Origin of the sequence: Aeromicrobium sp. Root495 (assembly GCF_001426755.1) — a bacterium.
In the GTDB taxonomy this organism is placed as follows: domain Bacteria; phylum Actinomycetota; class Actinomycetes; order Propionibacteriales; family Nocardioidaceae; genus Aeromicrobium.
Window position 1 is genome coordinate 2,381,322 of the sequence record NZ_LMFJ01000001.1, and the last position, 16,716, is coordinate 2,398,037.

General features: G+C 71.0%; 19 protein-coding genes and 1 tRNA gene. 6 read left to right on the forward strand and 14 right to left on the reverse strand.

Translation table 11 applies throughout. The features are described 5' to 3' along the window. The first annotated feature begins 29 nt into the window (after window positions 1–29). Window positions 30–503: an Hsp20/alpha crystallin family protein gene (locus ASD11_RS11895; protein WP_056287394.1), complete on the forward strand. Its 474-nt coding sequence runs from the start codon at window positions 30–32 to the stop codon at window positions 501–503. Window positions 504–553: 50 nt separating this feature from the next. Here ASD11_RS11895 and ASD11_RS11900 read toward each other — a convergent pair whose 3' ends face one another. Beyond that, window positions 554–1,372: an SDR family NAD(P)-dependent oxidoreductase gene (locus tag ASD11_RS11900; protein WP_056287395.1), complete on the reverse strand. Its 819-nt coding sequence runs from the start codon at window positions 1,370–1,372 to the stop codon at window positions 554–556. 110 nt (window positions 1,373–1,482) lie between these two features. Then, window positions 1,483–2,376 carry a pirin family protein gene (locus ASD11_RS11905; protein ID WP_056287397.1) on the reverse strand — a complete coding sequence of 298 codons (894 nt, stop codon included), beginning with the start codon at window positions 2,374–2,376 and terminating at the stop codon, window positions 1,483–1,485. A gap of 50 nt (window positions 2,377–2,426) precedes the next feature. Between ASD11_RS11905 and ASD11_RS11910 the strand changes: the two genes are divergently transcribed. Beyond that, window positions 2,427–2,915, forward strand: a complete 489-nt coding sequence (locus ASD11_RS11910) for a GNAT family N-acetyltransferase (protein WP_056287401.1) — start codon at window positions 2,427–2,429, stop codon at window positions 2,913–2,915. Here ASD11_RS11910 and ASD11_RS11915 read toward each other — a convergent pair. Next, window positions 2,870–3,580, reverse strand: coding sequence for a tyrosine-protein phosphatase (locus ASD11_RS11915; protein WP_056287403.1), 711 nt, complete (start codon window positions 3,578–3,580; stop codon window positions 2,870–2,872). The two genes, ASD11_RS11910 and ASD11_RS11915, sit on opposite strands and share 46 nt — an antisense overlap. Before the next feature lie 77 nt (window positions 3,581–3,657). Between ASD11_RS11915 and ASD11_RS11920 the strand changes: the two genes are divergently transcribed. Further along, the gene (locus ASD11_RS11920; protein ID WP_056287404.1) at window positions 3,658–4,569 is read left to right on the forward strand and encodes an SGNH/GDSL hydrolase family protein; all 912 of its coding nucleotides are present in this window, start codon (window positions 3,658–3,660) and stop codon (window positions 4,567–4,569) included. 194 nt (window positions 4,570–4,763) lie between these two features. Here ASD11_RS11920 and ASD11_RS11925 read toward each other — a convergent pair whose 3' ends face one another. The 4 genes from ASD11_RS11925 to ASD11_RS11940 all read right to left on the reverse strand — a co-directional run bounded on the left by ASD11_RS11925 (window position 4,764) and on the right by ASD11_RS11940 (window position 7,663). Beyond that, complete coding sequence (locus ASD11_RS11925) at window positions 4,764–5,621, reverse strand: Bax inhibitor-1/YccA family protein (RefSeq protein ID WP_056287406.1); 858 nt, start codon at window positions 5,619–5,621, stop codon at window positions 4,764–4,766. A gap of 85 nt (window positions 5,622–5,706) precedes the next feature. Further along, complete coding sequence (locus tag ASD11_RS11930) at window positions 5,707–6,756, reverse strand: hypothetical protein (protein WP_056287408.1); 1,050 nt, start codon at window positions 6,754–6,756, stop codon at window positions 5,707–5,709. Further along, window positions 6,753–7,079 (reverse strand): PadR family transcriptional regulator, encoded by a 327-nt coding sequence (locus ASD11_RS11935; protein WP_056287411.1) that lies wholly within the window; start codon window positions 7,077–7,079, stop codon window positions 6,753–6,755. The genes ASD11_RS11930 and ASD11_RS11935 overlap by 4 nt, the downstream gene beginning before the upstream one ends. Before the next feature lie 65 nt (window positions 7,080–7,144). Next, window positions 7,145–7,663, reverse strand: a complete 519-nt coding sequence (locus ASD11_RS11940) for a DinB family protein (protein ID WP_056287414.1) — start codon at window positions 7,661–7,663, stop codon at window positions 7,145–7,147. A 36-nt stretch (window positions 7,664–7,699) separates the two neighbouring features. Here ASD11_RS11940 and trmB point away from each other — a divergent pair, with 36 nt between their 5' ends. Next, window positions 7,700–8,446 carry a tRNA (guanosine(46)-N7)-methyltransferase TrmB gene (gene trmB / locus ASD11_RS11945; RefSeq protein ID WP_082554319.1) on the forward strand — a complete coding sequence of 249 codons (747 nt, stop codon included), beginning with the start codon at window positions 7,700–7,702 and terminating at the stop codon, window positions 8,444–8,446. 12 nt (window positions 8,447–8,458) lie between these two features. On the opposite strand, the gene ASD11_RS11950 is transcribed toward trmB, so the two are convergent. Beyond that, window positions 8,459–9,727 (reverse strand): uracil-xanthine permease family protein, encoded by a 1,269-nt coding sequence (locus ASD11_RS11950; protein ID WP_056287415.1) that lies wholly within the window; start codon window positions 9,725–9,727, stop codon window positions 8,459–8,461. A 62-nt stretch (window positions 9,728–9,789) separates the two neighbouring features. Between ASD11_RS11950 and ASD11_RS11955 the strand changes: the two genes are divergently transcribed. Together ASD11_RS11955 and ASD11_RS11960 are read left to right on the forward strand one after the other, a co-directional pair. Further along, window positions 9,790–10,185: a DUF3052 family protein gene (locus ASD11_RS11955; RefSeq protein WP_056287416.1), complete on the forward strand. Its 396-nt coding sequence runs from the start codon at window positions 9,790–9,792 to the stop codon at window positions 10,183–10,185. A gap of 67 nt (window positions 10,186–10,252) precedes the next feature. Beyond that, the gene (locus ASD11_RS11960) at window positions 10,253–12,334 is read left to right on the forward strand and encodes an acyltransferase family protein (protein WP_056287418.1); all 2,082 of its coding nucleotides are present in this window, start codon (window positions 10,253–10,255) and stop codon (window positions 12,332–12,334) included. 15 nt (window positions 12,335–12,349) lie between these two features. Here the strand turns inward: ASD11_RS11960 and ASD11_RS11965 are convergent, their stop codons facing one another. The 6 genes from ASD11_RS11965 to ASD11_RS11990 all read right to left on the reverse strand — a co-directional run bounded on the left by ASD11_RS11965 (window position 12,350) and on the right by ASD11_RS11990 (window position 16,713). Then, on the reverse strand, window positions 12,350–13,273 hold the full coding sequence (locus tag ASD11_RS11965) for an NADP-dependent oxidoreductase (RefSeq protein WP_056287420.1): 924 nt from the start codon (window positions 13,271–13,273) through the stop codon (window positions 12,350–12,352). 219 nt (window positions 13,274–13,492) lie between these two features. Continuing rightward, window positions 13,493–13,565, reverse strand: a tRNA-Leu gene (locus ASD11_RS11970). Between the two features lie 68 nt (window positions 13,566–13,633). After that, window positions 13,634–14,554, reverse strand: coding sequence for a 2-hydroxyacid dehydrogenase (locus ASD11_RS11975; protein ID WP_056287422.1), 921 nt, complete (start codon window positions 14,552–14,554; stop codon window positions 13,634–13,636). Further along, a complete protein-coding gene (locus ASD11_RS11980; RefSeq protein ID WP_056287424.1) occupies window positions 14,551–15,474 on the reverse strand; it encodes a Ppx/GppA phosphatase family protein in 924 nt (307 codons plus the stop codon). The genes ASD11_RS11975 and ASD11_RS11980 overlap by 4 nt, the downstream gene beginning before the upstream one ends. Before the next feature lie 142 nt (window positions 15,475–15,616). After that, the gene (locus ASD11_RS11985) at window positions 15,617–16,123 is read right to left on the reverse strand and encodes a DUF501 domain-containing protein (RefSeq protein WP_200940127.1); all 507 of its coding nucleotides are present in this window, start codon (window positions 16,121–16,123) and stop codon (window positions 15,617–15,619) included. Between the two features lie 32 nt (window positions 16,124–16,155). After that, window positions 16,156–16,713 carry an FtsB family cell division protein gene (locus ASD11_RS11990; RefSeq protein ID WP_082554320.1) on the reverse strand — a complete coding sequence of 186 codons (558 nt, stop codon included), beginning with the start codon at window positions 16,711–16,713 and terminating at the stop codon, window positions 16,156–16,158. Window positions 16,714–16,716: the final 3 nt, after the last annotated feature.

Here is a 16,716-nt window from a genome sequence, read left to right on the forward strand (position 1 = left end):
GCAGGGACCGGACTTCGAAAGGAGTTCTCATGAGCAACCTCTCCGTCTACACGCGGCGCGACCCCCACACCTCGGACTCGTGGTCCCCGTTCGACTCCCTCGTCCGCACCGCGTTCGGACCCGCCGGAAGCACCAACGGCTCGTCACGGCGCCTGGACTTCACGCCCGCGGTCGAGACCGTCCGCGACGGCGACGACGTCGTGGTCCGCCTCGAGCTCCCCGGCGTCGACGTCTCTGCCGACGTCACCGTCGAGGTGGTCGCCAACCGGCTCGTCGTGAAGGGCGAGCGCCGCGACGAGCGCAGCGAGGAGTCCTCCGAGCAGGGCAGCACCCGCCGCATCAGCGAGATCCGCTACGGATCGTTCGAGCGCAGCTTCGGCCTTCCCGGCCACGTCGGCGCCGACGCCGTCAGCGCGTCCTACGACGCGGGCATCCTCAGCGTCCGGGTCGCCGGTGTCTACGCGGGCACCGAGCCCACGCGGATCGACATCACGCAGGGCTGACGCACGCAGCACGAAGCCCCCATCCGAGCGGATGGGGGCTTCGTGGCGTCTCAGAGCTTGTTGCGGTGGGCGAACCGCGCCACGATGGGCTGGTAGGCCGAACCGGTGATGCGGATGAACTTGTCGAGGGCCCAGGCATCGGCACCGATGAGCACGCGGACCTTGCCCTTCTCGACGCCCTTCAGGATGACGTTGGCCGCCTTCTCGGGCGACGTGCGCGCCATCTTGTCGAACGACGATGCGAGCTCGTCGTGGTCGCGGCCCGGAGCCTGGTCGCCGTTGCGGGCGATGTTGGTCTTGATGCCACCGGGGTGCACGCAGGTGACCTTGACCGGGTTGCTGCTCAGGCGCATCTCCTGCGCGAGCGCCTCGGTGAAGCCACGCACCGCGAACTTGGCCGCGTTGTAGGCACCCTGCGTCGGGACGGCGAAGAGGCCGAACACGCTCGAGACGTTGACGACGTGACCGTCACCGGACTCGATGAGGTACGGGAGGAACTCCTTGGTGCCGTTGACGACGCCCCAGAAGTCGACGTCCATGACGCGCTCGAGGTCCTTGTAGCCCTCCTCCAACGTGGTGCCGGTGAAGGCGATGCCCGCGTTGTTGAAGATCAGGTTGACGCGGCCGTAGTGCTCGCGGACGTCCTGCGCGTACTGCGCGACGAGGGGAAGCTGGGCGACGTCCACGAAGTCGGCCTTCACGGCGGCGCCCGTGGCGGCCACGAGCTTCTCGGTCTCGGCGAGGCCGGCCGTGTCGACGTCGCTGATGGCGAGCTTGGCACCGCGGCGACCCAGCTCGACGGCCAGCGCTCGGCCGATGCCCGAGGCGGCGCCCGTGACGACGGCGACCTTGTCGGTGAAGTGGGTCATGCGGGTCCTCTCGATTTGGGATACCGACGGTATCTCGTTCGAGACATTAACGTATCGGACCGCGTCTGACCAGCAGATATCCGCTTCTGGTCATCTCCGAGCGGGTGGGATCAGGCGCGCCGACGCGGCTTGAGCCGTGAGTTGGGCAGCGGAGGAGCCGGGATCACCTGGCCGTCGTGGCCGTCGACGTGCCCGAACCGATCAGCCGCCGCCTCCCACTCCTCGCGGGCCCGCTCGATGTCCTCGTGGGTGCGACCGATGAAGTTCCACCACATGATCAGCTCGTCCTCGAGCGGCTCCCCGCCGATGAGCATGAGGGTGGTGGGACGGTCGGCCTGGAGGGTCACGGAGTCGCGCCCCGGCGCGAGGTACTGCAGCTGACGGTGCCGCACCGGGTCGCCGCCCTCGCCGAGGCGCACGTCGCCGTCGAGCGCGAGCAGGCCGTGCTCGAAGGACGGGTCGAGCGGGATCTGCGCCGCGCCGTCGACCCGGATCTCGGCACCCACCAGGGGGGAGTGGACCCGCGCAGGTGAGGTGCCACCGGCCAGCGTGCCGATCAGCACGATGCCGGTCCAGCCCTCACCGGAGACCCGGGGAAGGTCGGGCAGGTGCTCGAAGTCGGCCGGGACGAGCCGCGCCGCCTCGGGCAGGGCCACCCAGAGCTGCACGCCGTGCATGCCGGTGGTGTCGCCCACCGAGAACTCCGAGTGCGAGACACCGTCGCCCGAGGTCATGAGGTTGAGCTGCTCGGGCTTGAGCACGACGTCGCTGCCGAGGCTGTCGCGGTGGCGCGTCTCCCCCGCGATCGGCCACGTGACGGTCTGCAGACCGGTGTGCGGGTGAGGAAGGACGGCCATGGGCTCGTCCGTGGGGCCGAAGTGGTCGACGAAGCACCAGGCCCCGATCGTCGGCAGGTCGCGGTGGGGAAGCGTGCGGTGCACGAGGAGGCGGCGCAGGCCGCCCAGGGGGACCTCGCGGGCATCGATCACCTGGTCGTTCGTCATGGCACCACGGTACGGCTCGACGCCACACCCGAGGGCCTATCGTCGGTTCCGTGCCGACCTATCCCGCTGGCGTCCGCGAGGCCACTCCCGACGACGTCGAGACCATCGTCCAGCTCGTCCGCGACCTCGCGGAGTACGAGCGCGAGCCGGAGGCCGCGCAAGCCACCCCCGAGCAGATCCACGCCGCGCTCTTCGGCCCCGAGTCCGTGGCGTCGTGCTTCATGGCCGAGGTCGACGGCGCTCCCGCCGGCATGGCGCTCTGGTACCGCACGTTCTCGACGTGGACCGGTCTCCCCGGAATCCACCTGGAGGATCTCTTCGTGCTGCCCGAGCACCGAGGATCCGGGCTGGGCAAGGCGCTGCTCGTGGCTCTGTCGCGCATCTGTCTGGACCGTGGCTGGCCGCGGCTCGAGTGGGACGTCCTGGACTGGAACGAGCCCTCGATCGCCTTCTACGACCGCCTGGGCGCGCTGCCCCAGGACACGTGGATCGGCTACCGGCTCAGCGGCGATGCGCTGTCGGGGCTGGCCGGGAGCTGATCGATCATCCCGGCTCGCAGGGCGGCCAGCCGGTGCTCGCTGCCGCCGGCCGCGAGGTACCAGCCGGCCACGCCGTCGCCGTGGTCGTCCCAGGCCTCGAGGGCGATCTCGAGGGCGTCGGAGCGGACGTCGAAGAAGGCAGCGGGGACGGCGTAGTCGTCGTCTCGCCGCAGGCGCCGATCGATCTCCTCGCGCGCCTGCTCGGTGAGCAGGTAGTCCTGGATGACCGGGTCGTGCTCGACGCCCAGCAGCCGCAGGACGAGCGCGACCGAGATGCCGGTGCGGTCCTTGCCCGCGGCGCAGTGCACCAGGACGGCTCCGTCCGTGGCGGCCACCGTGTCGACGAAGCTGACCAGGAGGTGTGGCGCCTCCTGGACCACGCGGCCGTACAGCTCGGGAAGGTCGGCGGCCCAGCCCTTGGCCGGGTCGAGCGCCGAGAGCAGGGGCAGGTTGAGGTGCTGGCTGGGCAGGCCCGCGAGCGGATGCTCGTGCTGCTGCTCGCCTGGCGAGCGCAGGTCGACCACGACGGCCGGCGGCCAGGCGATCTCCGACGGCACGACGTCGTCGGCGTGCGGCAGGGCGCTGCGCAGGAGCCGGTGGTGACGGACGGTGCCGCCCGCAGCCGGCAGCCCTCCGACGTCGCGAAGATTGGGGATCGAGGTCACGCTGCCGAGCCTAGCCAGGGCCTCGGACAGGACGCCCTGACCTGCTGTGACCTGGCTCGCGCTTCTAGGATGAGGTAATGCGTTCCTCCCTCAAGACGGCCCGAGCGGCCGCCATCGGAGGCGGCGCCGCAACCATCGGCTACTGGGGTGTCCTCATGGGGGAGGTCCTGGTCGCGCGCAAGGTCATCGGCGTCACCGACGAGCGTCCCCCCAGTCCCGACGGCGTCTACGGCGACGACCTCCCGGGAGAACCACTCCGCCTCCTTCTCATCGGCGACTCCGCTGCCGTCGGCTACGGCATGAGACGAGCCGATCTCACCCCCGCCGCACTGCTCGGCATCAGCCTGTCGCACGTGCTCGACCGCCCGGTCCACGTGCGGTCCGAGGCCGTCGTGGGGGCCCAGACCGCTGACCTGCGCGACCAGATCGACATCGGGCTCGATCACCAGCCTGAGCTGGTGTGCATCGTGATCGGTGCCAACGACGTGACGCACCGCGTTCCCTCGTACGTCTCCTCGCGCCTGCTCTCCGCGTCGGTCCGCCGTCTGCGCGAGACGGGAGCCGAGGTGGTGGTGGGGACGTGTCCCGACCTCGGCTCGGTGCGCCCGCTGCCCCAGCCGCTGCGCTGGGTGGCCCGGCGCAAGAGCCGGTCGCTCGCGCGCCGGCAGACCGTCGCCGTGGTCCGCGAGGGCGGTCGCGCGGTGTCGCTGGGCGACCTGCTCGGGCCCCTCTTCGATGCCAACTTCGACGTGATGTTCGGCGAGGACCGCTTCCACCCGTCGGCCACGGGCTACGCCAACATGGTCTCGGTGCTGGTGCCGTCACTGCTGGCCGCCTACCGCGAGCGCGACCGCGACTACGCCGTCCCCCACTCCTTCGGGCACGCCGACACGATGTCGCTCGCCGAGGCCGCCGAACGTGCCGGGCGGCGCCCCGGCACCGAGGTCACCCCCGAGGGCCGCTGGGCCCGCGTCCTGCGCCGCAGCTGAACCCCCTCCCCCGAGCGGTGACTTGGCGTCCGTTTCCGGGCGCCCGGCCCCGCCAGCGGTGACCTGGCGTCCGTTCGACGCGACTTCAACCCTCGGAATGGACGCCAAGTCACCGCCAGACGGGGCGGGTCCGGGAACGCGAAACGGCCGGCCCCCGAGGGGACCGGCCGTCACTACGTGCGTGAGGTGATACCTCAGTCGTTGCCTCGCAGGATCGCGAGGATGCGCAGGATCTCGATGTACAGCCACACCAGCGTGACGGTGAGGCCGAAGGCCGCACGCCAGGACTCACGCTCGGGCAGACCGGCCTCGACACCGCGCTCGACGAAGTCGAAGTCCATGATGAGCATGAACACGGCGAGCACGACGGCGACGGCCGAGACGACGAGGCCGAGGGTGTTGAAGCCGCGCAGGCCGCCCGACTCCAGCACGCCCGTGAGGCTCAGCACGAAGTTGACGAGCATGAGGCCGGCGAAGCTGAAGATCGCGATGGTGACGACGCGACGGAACTTGTCGGTGACCTGGATGTTGAAGAACTTGTACGCGGCGAGCGTTCCACCGAAGGCCACCATGGTGCCGAGGACGGCCTGGAACACGATGGTCGGGTCGTTGACGTACGTGGCGACGACCTTGGACAGCGCGCCGACGAACACACCCTCGAAGGCGGCGTAGCCGAGCACCAGAGCGGGGCTGACGACCTTCTTGAAGGAGTTGACCAGCGACAGGACGAAGCCGACGATCGCGCCGACCATGGCCAGCGCGAACGCGTTGCGCATGGCGTCGGAGTCGACGGTGACCTCGTCGGGCAGGAACGTGTCACCGATGAGGAACCAGGTGACGGCCGCGGCCGCGATGACCACGCCGAGCGTGATGGCGGTCTTCTCGACGACGGAGTCGAGGGTCATGCGGCGGTCGGTGCCCAGCCCGGCACCGGACGTGGTGACGTCCTCGCCGTTGAGGTTGATGGTCCACTGCGACGGGCTCGACGTGGCGGTGGTGCCGCGACCGTTGAACCCCTCGGAGCGGTTGAAGACGGGGTTGTTGCTCTGCATGGTTCCTCCGGGGAGAAAGGCCTCGTGGTGAGGTCGGTGTGTTCACCCTACATAACGTGTGGCGAGCGCGTTTTGCTCCCGAATCTCACTGGTTTCCTCGAGCAACCTGATCGCCGCTCCCGTCGAGCACCACACCGAGCGCGGATCGACGCCCGGTGGCGGTCCTGTCGACGACGGGAGCCTGGGCGAACGGGGCCTTACGAGCCTGCGGGACGGCACCGGCCAGCGGGCTCACGAGGTCGGGGTCGGCCCTGATCATGCGCAGGGGGAACACGTTCCAGGCACGCGAGCCGTCCGCCATGACCGCCGGCGACCAGAACCCCGTCGCCGCGCAGTCCTGGGTCAGGCACCCGCTGCCGCCCACGACGGACGTCCGGAGAGGCTCGCCCTCGGAGTCGAAGAGCTGGACGTCACGTAGCTGACGACCCTTGGCGTCGTAGACGAACACGTTGGTGACCTGCCGACCGTCCGCGTAGAGACCGGTCAGGTCCTGAGGCTCCTGGACGACCGGCTCGGCGTAGACGGTGCTCATGCTGTTGCTCCGACCGTCCGCGAAGACCACGACCGGGGCGAGCAGCACCACAGCCGCCACGTTGCCGAGCACCAGGAGCGGGACGATCCGCCGGGCACCCCAGACGCCGCGGCCCCACTGGATGCTCACCAGCGCGGCGGCGAGCAGCACCAGCCACCAGGCCGACGACGTGGGGGTGGCCCCTCCCTCGGCCCCGAAGAAGGCTGCCAGGAGCCAGACGGCGACCCAGGCGCGGACGACCCACCACAGCGGACGCAGGCTGACCAGGAGGTCGAGGACCCCACGACCGGCAGGGTTTCGTCGCACCGCCTCGAGGCACCGTCTCCCGGACTCACGCAGGTCGGCCGAGACCGCCGCGAGCGTCCTGCGCAGCCCGGCCTGCGTGGGCTGGGGCTCGGGCAGTCCCGCCGCGGCGCGCAGCTCGGCTGCGTACTCGACGGGGTCGGGGAGCTCGCGGGCGAGATCCTCGGCGTACGCCTCGGCGAGGTCGGCCTCCAGACCTTCGGTCAGGTCGTCGAGCTCCTCGGCGGGAAGGTCGGACAGCGCGGCGCGGACCCTGGCCGCGAACGACACGATCTCGACCGGCACGGTGGTGGCGTTCATGCGGCTTCTCCCCTCAAGAGCTGGTTCATGGTGCGGGCGAACTCGGTCCAGACCTTGCGCTGGTTCTCGAGCATCGCGCGACCCTGCGGCGTGATGCCGTAGTACTTGCGGTGCGGCCCCTCCTCCGAGGGCACCACGTAGGACGTGAGCGCCCCGGCCGAGTAGAGCCGGCGCAACGTCCCGTAGACCGAGGCGTCACCCACCTCTTCGAGCCCGCCTGCACGCAGGCGACGGACGACGTCGTAGCCGTACCCGTCCTCGGACTCGACGACGGCCAGCACGGCGACGTCGAGCACTCCCTTCAACAGCTGGGTCGCATCCATGCGTCGGACAGTACCATGCAATGCGCAGTACCGCGGACGACGCGCCATCGGCGCGTCGTCGTCCCTCAGGCGCCGACGTCGTGGAGGTGGTGCGCGACGTCGTGCCAGAAGTACTGCGCGAAGGTCTCGACGGTGAAGGTGGAGCCGTCGCTGCGCAGGCCCGTCCGGCCCCAGGCGTCGTCGGGCACGGCCTCGAAGGCGTCCGCGAGCCCCGCCCCTGCGGCCACCAGCGCGGCAGAGACAGCGGCCGGGTCCTGCTCGGCGTACCGCTGCTCGACGGCGGTGAGGTCCTGGTCCCAGCTCTCGAACCGGGCCTCGTCGGCGGACAGCATGAGCTCGAGCCGCTCGGCGAACAGGGAGAAGACGTCGCGCACGTGGCAGGCGTACTCCAGCGGCGACCAGGTGGACGGGTCCGGCCGCTCGGCCACGCCGGGGCGCTGAAGCACGACGGTCCAGACGGGCAGGCTCCCGCGCACCAGCCCCGCCACCGCCCGGGGCTCCACCCCGGCCGACGAGAGCCCGCACTCGGGGCACGGCTCACGCAGCACCCACGTCCAGTCCTTGGTGTCGGGCTCGATGCTCATGCGGCTCAGTCTGGTGGGCTCACTACGCTGGTCTCCATGCCTGCGCCTGCCGATGTTCCCCGAGATCCGGCCAGCGCCCTGCCCTCACAGGCGCCCGAGCACCCGCGCATCCTCTCGTTCACGCGACGCGGCGGCCGCATCTCCGAGCGCCAGCAGGCGGCGTGGGACGAGGTGGGCCACCGGTTCGTCCTCGACCTCCCCCGCGACGGCCTCAGCACCTCGGTGGACCCCGACTTCGTGCTCGACCCGGCCGAGGCCTTCGGCCGTGAGGCACCGCTCGTGGTGGAGATCGGGACCGGCCGCGGCGAGTCCATCGCGCACGCCGCCGAGCAGCACCCGGAGATCAACTTCCTCGGGCTCGAGGTCTACGTGCCGGGCGTCGCCTCCACCCTGAGCAAGCTGCGCCACCGCAGGATCGAGAACGTTCGCCTCGGCATCGTCGACGCCGCAGAGGCGCTCAGCACGATGCTGCCCGAGCACAGCGTGCGCGAGGTCTGGCTCTGGTTCCCCGACCCCTGGCCCAAGAAGAAGCACCACAAGCGTCGGCTCGTCTCGCTCGACTTCGTCCCGCTCGTGACCCGCGTGCTCGAGCCCGGTGGCACGTGGCGCATGGCCACCGACTGGGCCGAGTACGGCGAGCAGATGGCCGAGGTCGTGGCCGCGTCACCGCTCGTCGAGGGCGGACGCGTCGAGCGCTACGAGGGGCGCGTCCTCACCCGGTTCGAGTCCAAGGGTCTCGACGTCGACCGAGAGATCCACGACGTCGTCGCCCGCCCGGTCTGAGCCCCTCTCCCCTCAGGTGGCGCGCGTCGGCTCAGGGGTGCGGAGGCGGTCGACGGTCGTCATGACGTGGTAGACCACGACGGCGGCGATCGTGCCGAGCGCGATGCCCGTGAAGACGAGGTCGCCCATCGTGATCGTGAGGTTGCCGATGCCGATGACCAGCGCCACCGCGGCGGTGAGCTGGTTGACCGGCTGGGAGAAGTCGACCTCGTTGTCGATCCAGATCTTCACGCCGATGATGCCGATGAGTCCGTAGAGCGCCACCGTGACGCCGCCGAGGACGCCGGCCGGGATGGTGTTGATGACCTCGCCGACCTTGGGCGAGAGGCTCAGCAGCACCGCCACGACACCGGCCACCCAGTACGCGGCCGTGGAGTAGACACGCGTGGCCGCCATGACGCCGATGTTCTCGCCGTACGTGGTGGTGCCTGAGCCTCCACCCGCACCGGCCAGCGTCGTGGCCAGCCCGTCGGCCAGGAGCGCGCGACCGGTCAGCTCGTTGAGCTCGGGCTCCTCGGCGAGGTGCGCGACGCTGCGCACGTGCCCCACGTTCTCGGCGATGAGCACGAGGACGACGGGAAGGAAGGCCGGGACCACGGCCCACGTGGGGTCGGGCGACTGGAAGTCGGGCCAGCCCAGCCAGTCCGCCCGGTCCACCCTGCTGAAGTCGAGGAGCCCGGCGACCGCGGCGACGACGTAGCCGACCACCACGCCGAGGAAGATGGCGAGCCGTCCCACCAGTCCTTTGAAGAAGACAGCGATCAGGAGCACGGCGGCCAGCGTGATGGTGGCCGTCCACGGCGCCTTCTGGAAGTTCCCCGTGGCCGCGCCCGAGAGGTTGAGGCCGATGAGGGCCACGATGGCGCCGGCCACCACGGGCGGCATGAGCCTCTCGATCCAGCCCGTCCCCGTGAACATCACGAGCACGCCCACCAGGGCGAGGAGCAGGCCCGTCAGGAGCAGCCCGAAGAGCGCCGCACCCTGACCGTTCGAGGCCGTCGCCGCACCGATGGGTGCGATGAACGCGAACGACGAGCCCAGGTAACTGGGCAGGCGGTTGCCCGTGACGGCCAGGAAGAGCAGCGTGCCGACCCCGGAGAAGAAGAGCGTGGCCGTGGCCGGGAACCCGGTGAGGGCCGGGACCAGGAACGTGGCACCGAACATCGCGACCACGTGCTGGGCGCCGATCCCGATGGTCCTCGGCCACGTGAGTCGCTCGGACGGCTTCACGATGCCGCCCTCGGTCACCGTGCGTCCGTCGCCGTGCAGCTGCCAGGTCATGCGTCTCCTCCAGGATCGAGTCGGAGCACAGTCTGGCAGGCAGGGTTCCTAGACTGGGCACCATGGCCGACCACGAGAGCACGATCGCAGACACCCTCGGCATCACGGAGGGTGCCGTCGTGTGGATCGTCGGCCAGACCATCGAGGAGGAGACCATCCTCGACCCGCTCCCGGAAGGGGCCACGACGCTCCGCGACGCCGAGGAGCTGGAGGACGGCCGCTCCTTCGATGCCGTCCTGATCGCCATCGACGACCAGCGCGAGGTGGCCGAGGTCCTCGACGAGGTCCTGCCCCAGATCGGCTCCGTGCCCACGGCGTGGATCTTCCTCCCGGTGGCACGGCCCGTCGAGGTGGTGCCTCAGGACGTGTCGGCCGCCGTCGAGCAGTACGGCTGGGTCCTCGGCAGCCCCGTCAGGCTCGACGACACGTGGCAGGCGTATCGCTTGTCACAGCCGTGACTTCATTGGGCTGCCCTCAGGTTCCGCTGTTAGGCTCTTCGGGTCCCTGAGGACCCCCACTTCGCCGATGACTGACCAGACGCGCGCCCTTGAGGCCGACTCCAGCGCCCCGCGGTCGTCGACCCCTCCGGCTGCCCGGGTCATGCGGGCCGACATCCAGGGGATCCGCGCCCTGGCCGTCGGCGCCGTGGTCATCTATCACTTCTGGCCCGACGCCCTGCCCGGCGGCTTCATCGGTGTCGACGTGTTCTTCGCCGTCTCGGGCTTCCTCATCACGAGCCACATCCTGAGCGACGTCCAGCGACGCAGCACCGGTTCCTTCCTGCTCAACTTCTGGGCGCGTCGGATCAGGCGACTCATGCCGGCAGGTCTCACGGTCCTGGCGTTCGTGCTGGTCGCCACGGCCCTGTTCCTGCCCAAGACCGAGTGGCCGCTCATCGGCAAGCACGTGGTCTTCACGAGCGCCTTCGGCGAGAACTGGCTGCTGGCGCACGAGGCCGTCGACTACCTCGCCTCGGAGAACGCTCCGAGCCCCGTCCAGCACTACTGGTCGCTCTCGGTCGAGGAGCAGTTCTACGTCTTCTGGCCCCTGCTGATGGTGGCTGCTCTGTGGCTCGGCCGACGCGCCGGGCGGGCCCGCACCGTGGCCGCGGCCGCCGTCGCGCTCGTCACCGTGGTCAGCTTCGCCTACTCCCTGTGGGCCACGAAGCACGACCCCGACGCCGCGTACTTCATCACGCCCACCCGTGTCTGGCAGCTGTCGGCGGGCTCGCTCATGGCCTTCGTGGTCCTGCGCTCCACCGCGGCGAGGTTCGCCCTCCCCTGGATCGGGTTCGCCACCGTCGTCGTCGGCTGCTTCCTGGTGGACGGGTCACTGCCCTACCCCGGCTACGCGGCCCTCGTCCCCACCGTCGGCACGTGCCTCATGCTCGTGGGCCTGCAGGACCGCCGGTTCTCGTTCGACTGGTTGTCCTCGCCGCGACCCGTGCAGTGGCTCGGCGACGTCTCGTACTCGCTGTACCTCTGGCACTGGCCGCTCATCGTGCTGGCGCCCGAGGTGCTCGACATCGACCTGCGCGGGGTCGAGAAGGTCCTTCTCCTCGCCGCCACGCTGCTCATCTCCCACCTGTCGTTCCGGTACATCGAGACGCCGGCGCGCCGCAGCCAGACCTTCGCTCGTCGGCCCGGACTCACCTACGCGACCGGTCTCGTCGCCGTCCTGGCGATCGTCGCCTCGGCCACGTACATGCACGGCAACGCGTCGGCGACCATCCGCGAGGCCCAGTCCAGCCTCGACGCGCGCTCGGCCGACGCGGCCGACTGCTTCGGCGCCACGGCCCTGCGGCCCGGCTGCAAGGACCCGTTCCGCGACGTCGACCCCGTGAACCTCGCCGCGGCCGAGGACGACAAGCCGGCGCCGTGGTCGAAGAAGTGCGCCAACGGGCTGGGCAAGGCCAACACCAAGACGTGCGAGCTCGGCGACCCGCGCGGGTCCGAGACGGTGCTGGTGTGGGGCGACTCCCACGCAGGCGCCTGGTCGTCCGCCTTCGACAACGCCGGCAAGCGTGGCAAGTTCCGGGTGGTGATGGCGATGCGCCACGGCTGCCCCTCGAGCATGGACTCCCCTGCCGCCACCGTGGGCCGCACCATCACGGGCGACGAGCGGGAGCAGTGTCGGCTGCGCAACCTCTGGGTGGCCAAGCGCCTCGTCCCGCGCGCCGACGCGGTCATCATCACCAACATGATGAGCAACTACCGCTACGACGGCGACGACCAGGTCGCGGGCTACGCGAAGTCCGTGGAGGCCGTCCGCGACGCCGACAAGCCCGTCTTCTTCCTCCAGGACGCAGCCCTCACCGGCGACGACCAGGGCAACCGGCACAACGGGCCCAAGTGCCTCGCGCGGGAGGGACAGTGCACCAACCCCGTAGCCCGCGCGCTCGAGGACCGCGGGGCCACGGAACAGCTCGCGGCCGAGACCAAGATCAAGGTCATCCCCACCCGGGACCAGTTCTGCGACGCCAAGCAGTGCTACGCCGCGATCGGTGGGGTGTCGGTGTACTTCGACTCCTCCCACCTGACCGCGGCGTACGGCGCCTCCATGGGCCCGTGGCTCGCCAAGACGCTCGCCGACGAGGGCGTCGTCTGAGCAGACGCGGGGCCGTCAGACGGTGACGACGACCTTGCCGCGCACGTGGCCCTCCTCGAGGAGCCGGAAGGCGTCCGTGGCGCGCTCGAGCTCGAACGTCTCAGCCACCTCGACCGTGAGGTCGCCGGACTCCACCAGGCCCACCAGCTCGGCGAGGTCGTCGGCGCTGGGCCGGACCCACACGTACTGACCACCGAACTCGTCGCGTGCACGAGCGTCGGTGATGGACACGACGGTGCCACCGTCGCGCAGAAGCTCGGGCACGGTGTCGAGGGCGTCGCCACCGACGAGGTCGATGATGGCGTCGAACCCCTCCGGGGCGATCGCCTTGGCCGCCTCGACGAGACCGTCGCCGTACTCGACGGGCTCGGCACCCAGGGATCGCAGGTACTCGTGATTGCCCTCGGACGCGGTGCCGACGACCCGGGCGCCGGCGCGGACCGCCAGCTGCGTGGCGAACGAGCCCACTCCGCCGGCTGCGGCGTGGACGAGCACGGTGGAGCCCTCACCCAGGCCCGAGCGGCGCACCGTGGCCAGCGCGGTGAGGCCGGCGAGCGGCAGCGCGGCGGCCTCCTCGAAGGACACGCCGGCGGGCTTGTGAGCCAGGGTGCGCACCGGGACCGCGACGAGCTCGGCCAGCGTGCCGCCCTGCACGACGTCCTTGCGGGCGTAGGCCAGGACCTCGTCGCCGACGGCGAACTCCGGCGTGTCGAGGCCGACCTGCTCCACGACGCCCGCGACGTCCCAGGCCGGGACGGCCGGAAGGTGGGTGTCGATGAGGCCCTCGAGGTAGCCCTCGCGGATCTTGTAGTCGACCGGGTTGAGGCCCACCGCCTTGACCCGCACCACGAGGGTGTCGGGACCCACGTGGGGCTCCGGGACGTCGGAGATGGTCAGGACCTCGGGACCGCCGAACGCGGCGTACGTGACTGCCTTCATGCAGGGTTCAGCGGTCTCGGCGGCCGAGAAATTCCACAACCGGTTGCACGTCCCAACGGCCTCGCGATGTGACAAGAAGAACGTTGGACAGAATTGGTGCAACTGTCAGTTACAACTGGCTCCGGATCGGCTAGGTTTCGCTTGGCCGTCGAGGTTCTACCCCGATCATGGGCGGCCGCCGGAAGCCCCGATCACGGTCGGGGCTTCCGTGCTCCTCGGTGCTCCCGGTGGGGGTCGAACCCACACTGGGGCGGGTTTAAGCCGCCTGCCTCTGCCGTTGGGCTACGGGAGCGCGCGCCCAGCCTAGTGAGTGCCGCGATCCGCTCGCCGACCCGAAGACTGCTCCCCGGACCGGCCGGGTCAGGGGCGGACGGCGTCGACGACGTGGGTGAGCGGCTCGCCCGCCTGGAGACGCCTGACCTGCTCACGGACGAGAGCCTCGACGCGGTCGTGCATCGAGTGCGTCATCCCTCCGACGTGGGGCGAGACGAGGACGCCGGGCTCGGACCAGAGCGGGTGGTCGGCGGGCAGCGGCTCCGGGTCCCAGACGTCGGCGGCGAAGCGCACGTGCCCGCTGCGCACGTGGCGCAGGACGGCCTCGTGGTCGGCCAGCCGTCCGCGACCGACGTTCACCACGAGTGCGCCGTCGGGAAGGGCCGCGAGGAAGGCGTCGTCGACGAGCCCGGCGGTGGAGTCGCTGAGCGGGACCGCGACCACCACGACGTCGGCTGTCGGCAGCAGGCCGGGCAGCTCGTCGGTCCCGTGCACGTGTCCCCACGCGTCGTCGCGCGCGCGGCTCGCCACCCGCACCACGTCGACGTCGAAGCCCGCCAGCCGGCGCTCCACCTCCCGGCCGATGCCCCCGTGCCCGACGAGCAGGACGGTGAGACCGATGAGGCCGGGCGTCCACGTCTTCTCCCACGTGCCGGTGCCCATGGCGCGGGCGTAGCGGTCGAGGTCGCGCTGCGCGGAGAGGACCAGCCCGAGGGCGATCTCGGCGGTGGCGCCCTCGTGGACCCCCACGGCGTTGCACCACGTGATGCCGTCGGGGACGTTGCCGATGGCGTCGTCGTACCCCAGGGACTGGGCCTGGACGGCGCGCACACGGTGGGCGTCGAGGACCGAGAGGTCGCCGGTCAGCACGTAGGGGCGGACGGCGAGGTCGAGCGGCGGACCGTCGGCCGGTGGTGGACCGGAGAAGTCCCACACCACGGAGTCGACGTCGAGGTCGGAGAACCGGTCTCGGGTCTGCTCGTCCGGGAGGCTGATGCGCACCGTCATGCTGCGCCCACCGCGCCCCAGGCGATGCCGTCGAGGATGTCGTGCTCGCTGACCCGCAGCTCGTCGGTGGCCAGGGGCAGCTCCTCGAGCAGCCGGTCGAGGATGAGCGCTCCCGCGCCGATGACGTCGGCGCGGCCCGGGTGCATGAACGGGAGCGCGCGACGGTCCGCCACGTTCATCCCCACGAGCGAGACGCAGGCCTCGCGGACGTCGTCGATGGCAAGGCGTGCACCGTGGATGGCCGAGGAGTCGTACGACGGCAGGTCGAGCACGTGGGCGGCGACGGTGGTGATCGTTCCGGCCACACCGATGAGCGACGTCACGGGGTCCCGCTGGCTCGTGACGGGATGGAGCACCTGCTCGAGGTAGGTCTCGCACCGCGTGACCTCGCCGACCGAGGGCGGGTCGCCGGCCAGGAACCGCTCGGTCAGGCGCACGGAACCGAGGTCGAGCGACGTGGCCCACTCGACCTCGCCGGCGGCCCCGACGACGAGCTCCGTGGAGCCGCCCCCGATGTCCACGACCAGTCCCCGCTCGCCCGCCAGCCCCTGCGTGGCACCGAGGTACGAGGCGCGGGCCTCCTCCTCACCGCTCAGGATCTCGAGCGGCACCCCGAGGACGGACTCGACACCACGCGACAGCACGTCGGCGTTGCCGGCGTCGCGGGCCGCGGACGTGGCGCAGAAGCGGACCCGCTCGGCACCCAGCACGGTGATGAGCTCGGCGTACTCCCGCGTGACCGAGAGCGTGCGCTCGATGGCCTCGGGGGCCAGCACCCCCGTCCGGTCGATGTCCTGGCCGAGCCTGACCACCCGCATCTCCCGCACGACGTCCTGCTTGGTGTCGGTGTGGATGTCGGTGATCAGCAGCCGCAGGGAGTTGGTCCCGCAGTCGATGGCGGCGACGCGCTCACGAGGCATGTCTCGACCCTATCCGGGCCGGTCCACGCCACGTGAGGGCCTGGCGTCCGGCGACCGGTCGCCCGTCGGGCGGTGGATCTGCCACCGCATGGACGCTCGTACGGTGGCAGATCCACCGCTCAGCGGGCAGGCCGCCGCGGTCTCAGTCCTCGTCGACGGGCGCGACGTACCCGGGCGCGCACGACGAGTGGCCCCAGTAGTCGCCGAGCAGCCGCAGCCCCTCGTCGCCGAGCGGGTTGGAGCCCTCGCCCCGCGCCAGGCTGTGACCGATCAGGACGTGCAGGCACTTGACCCGCGTGGGCATGCCGCCGGCGCTGATCCCGGCGATCTCGGGGACGTGGGCGATGGCCTCGCGCTCGGCGAGGTAGGCCTCGTGCGACGCCGTGTAGGCGGCCGCGAGCTCGGGCTCGTCGAGCAGACGCTGGCTCATGTCGGCCATGACGCCGGCCGCCTCGAGCGTGCCGATGGCTCCCGCGAGCCGCGGGCACGTGATGTAGAAGAGCGTGGGGAACGGCGTGCCGTCAGGCAGGCGCGGCTCGGTCTTCACCACGTTGGGGTGACCTGAGGGGCACCGGGACGCGATCTCGACGATCCCGCGCGGCGGGCGGCCCAGCTGCTCGCGGATGGCCTGGACGTCGGCGGGATCCACTCCGGGAGCGTGCCCCTGCTGGTTCTCGGTGCTCACTGTTCCTTCAGGACGTCGTCGGACGGGGTGGGCGTGGGCGTGGGTGCTGCCTCGGGCTCGCGGCCCGCCTCCTGCACGCTGCCCCAGAGGGACTCGTACCAGGGCTTGGCCTGGGGCGACGGCGGCTCGTCGAGGGTGGGGACGTCGCCCTGCACCTGACCGTCGGCTCCGATGACGCGGTAGCCGGTCTCGCCGGGCAGCACCCAGCCGAAGCGCTCACGCGCCTGCTGACGGACGAAGGCCGGGTCGTCGAACCGACGCTTGGTGTCGTTGAGCCTGTCGATGTCGGTGCCGTACTGAGCCCGCTGTGCCTTGAGGGTCTGGATCTCCTGCCGGTTCTCCCACCACGCGTGCATCGACGACGTGTACGACGCGATGAGCAGCAGGATCACCGACAGCAGCACGATGGCGCGTCCGGTGAACCGGGGCGCCTGGCGAGCCTGCTTGGCGGCAGGCCGGGCCGAGCGGGCCGAGGAGCGCGGCCGGCGCGTCGACGCGGACGACCGGGGAGGCCGACGGGTCGACCTCCCCGGTCCGCGCGACGCACCAGCCATGGC

Coding starts and splice junctions, on each gene's coding strand:
- ASD11_RS11895 (WP_056287394.1), top strand. CDS start 30: ATGAGCAACCTCTCCGTCTACACGCGGCGCGACCCCCACACCTCGGAC.
- ASD11_RS11900 (WP_056287395.1), bottom strand. CDS start 1,372: ATGACCCACTTCACCGACAAGGTCGCCGTCGTCACGGGCGCCGCCTCG.
- ASD11_RS11905 (WP_056287397.1), bottom strand. CDS start 2,376: ATGACGAACGACCAGGTGATCGATGCCCGCGAGGTCCCCCTGGGCGGC.
- ASD11_RS11920 (WP_056287404.1), top strand. CDS start 3,658: ATGCGTTCCTCCCTCAAGACGGCCCGAGCGGCCGCCATCGGAGGCGGC.
- ASD11_RS11925 (WP_056287406.1), bottom strand. CDS start 5,621: ATGCAGAGCAACAACCCCGTCTTCAACCGCTCCGAGGGGTTCAACGGT.
- ASD11_RS11930 (WP_056287408.1), bottom strand. CDS start 6,756: ATGAACGCCACCACCGTGCCGGTCGAGATCGTGTCGTTCGCGGCCAGG.
- ASD11_RS11935 (WP_056287411.1), bottom strand. CDS start 7,079: ATGGATGCGACCCAGCTGTTGAAGGGAGTGCTCGACGTCGCCGTGCTG.
- ASD11_RS11940 (WP_056287414.1), bottom strand. CDS start 7,663: ATGAGCATCGAGCCCGACACCAAGGACTGGACGTGGGTGCTGCGTGAG.
- trmB (WP_082554319.1), top strand. CDS start 7,700: ATGCCTGCGCCTGCCGATGTTCCCCGAGATCCGGCCAGCGCCCTGCCC.
- ASD11_RS11950 (WP_056287415.1), bottom strand. CDS start 9,727: ATGACCTGGCAGCTGCACGGCGACGGACGCACGGTGACCGAGGGCGGC.
- ASD11_RS11955 (WP_056287416.1), top strand. CDS start 9,790: ATGGCCGACCACGAGAGCACGATCGCAGACACCCTCGGCATCACGGAG.
- ASD11_RS11960 (WP_056287418.1), top strand. CDS start 10,253: ATGACTGACCAGACGCGCGCCCTTGAGGCCGACTCCAGCGCCCCGCGG.
- ASD11_RS11965 (WP_056287420.1), bottom strand. CDS start 13,273: ATGAAGGCAGTCACGTACGCCGCGTTCGGCGGTCCCGAGGTCCTGACC.
- ASD11_RS11975 (WP_056287422.1), bottom strand. CDS start 14,554: ATGACGGTGCGCATCAGCCTCCCGGACGAGCAGACCCGAGACCGGTTC.
- ASD11_RS11980 (WP_056287424.1), bottom strand. CDS start 15,474: ATGCCTCGTGAGCGCGTCGCCGCCATCGACTGCGGGACCAACTCCCTG.
- ASD11_RS11990 (WP_082554320.1), bottom strand. CDS start 16,713: ATGGCTGGTGCGTCGCGCGGACCGGGGAGGTCGACCCGTCGGCCTCCC.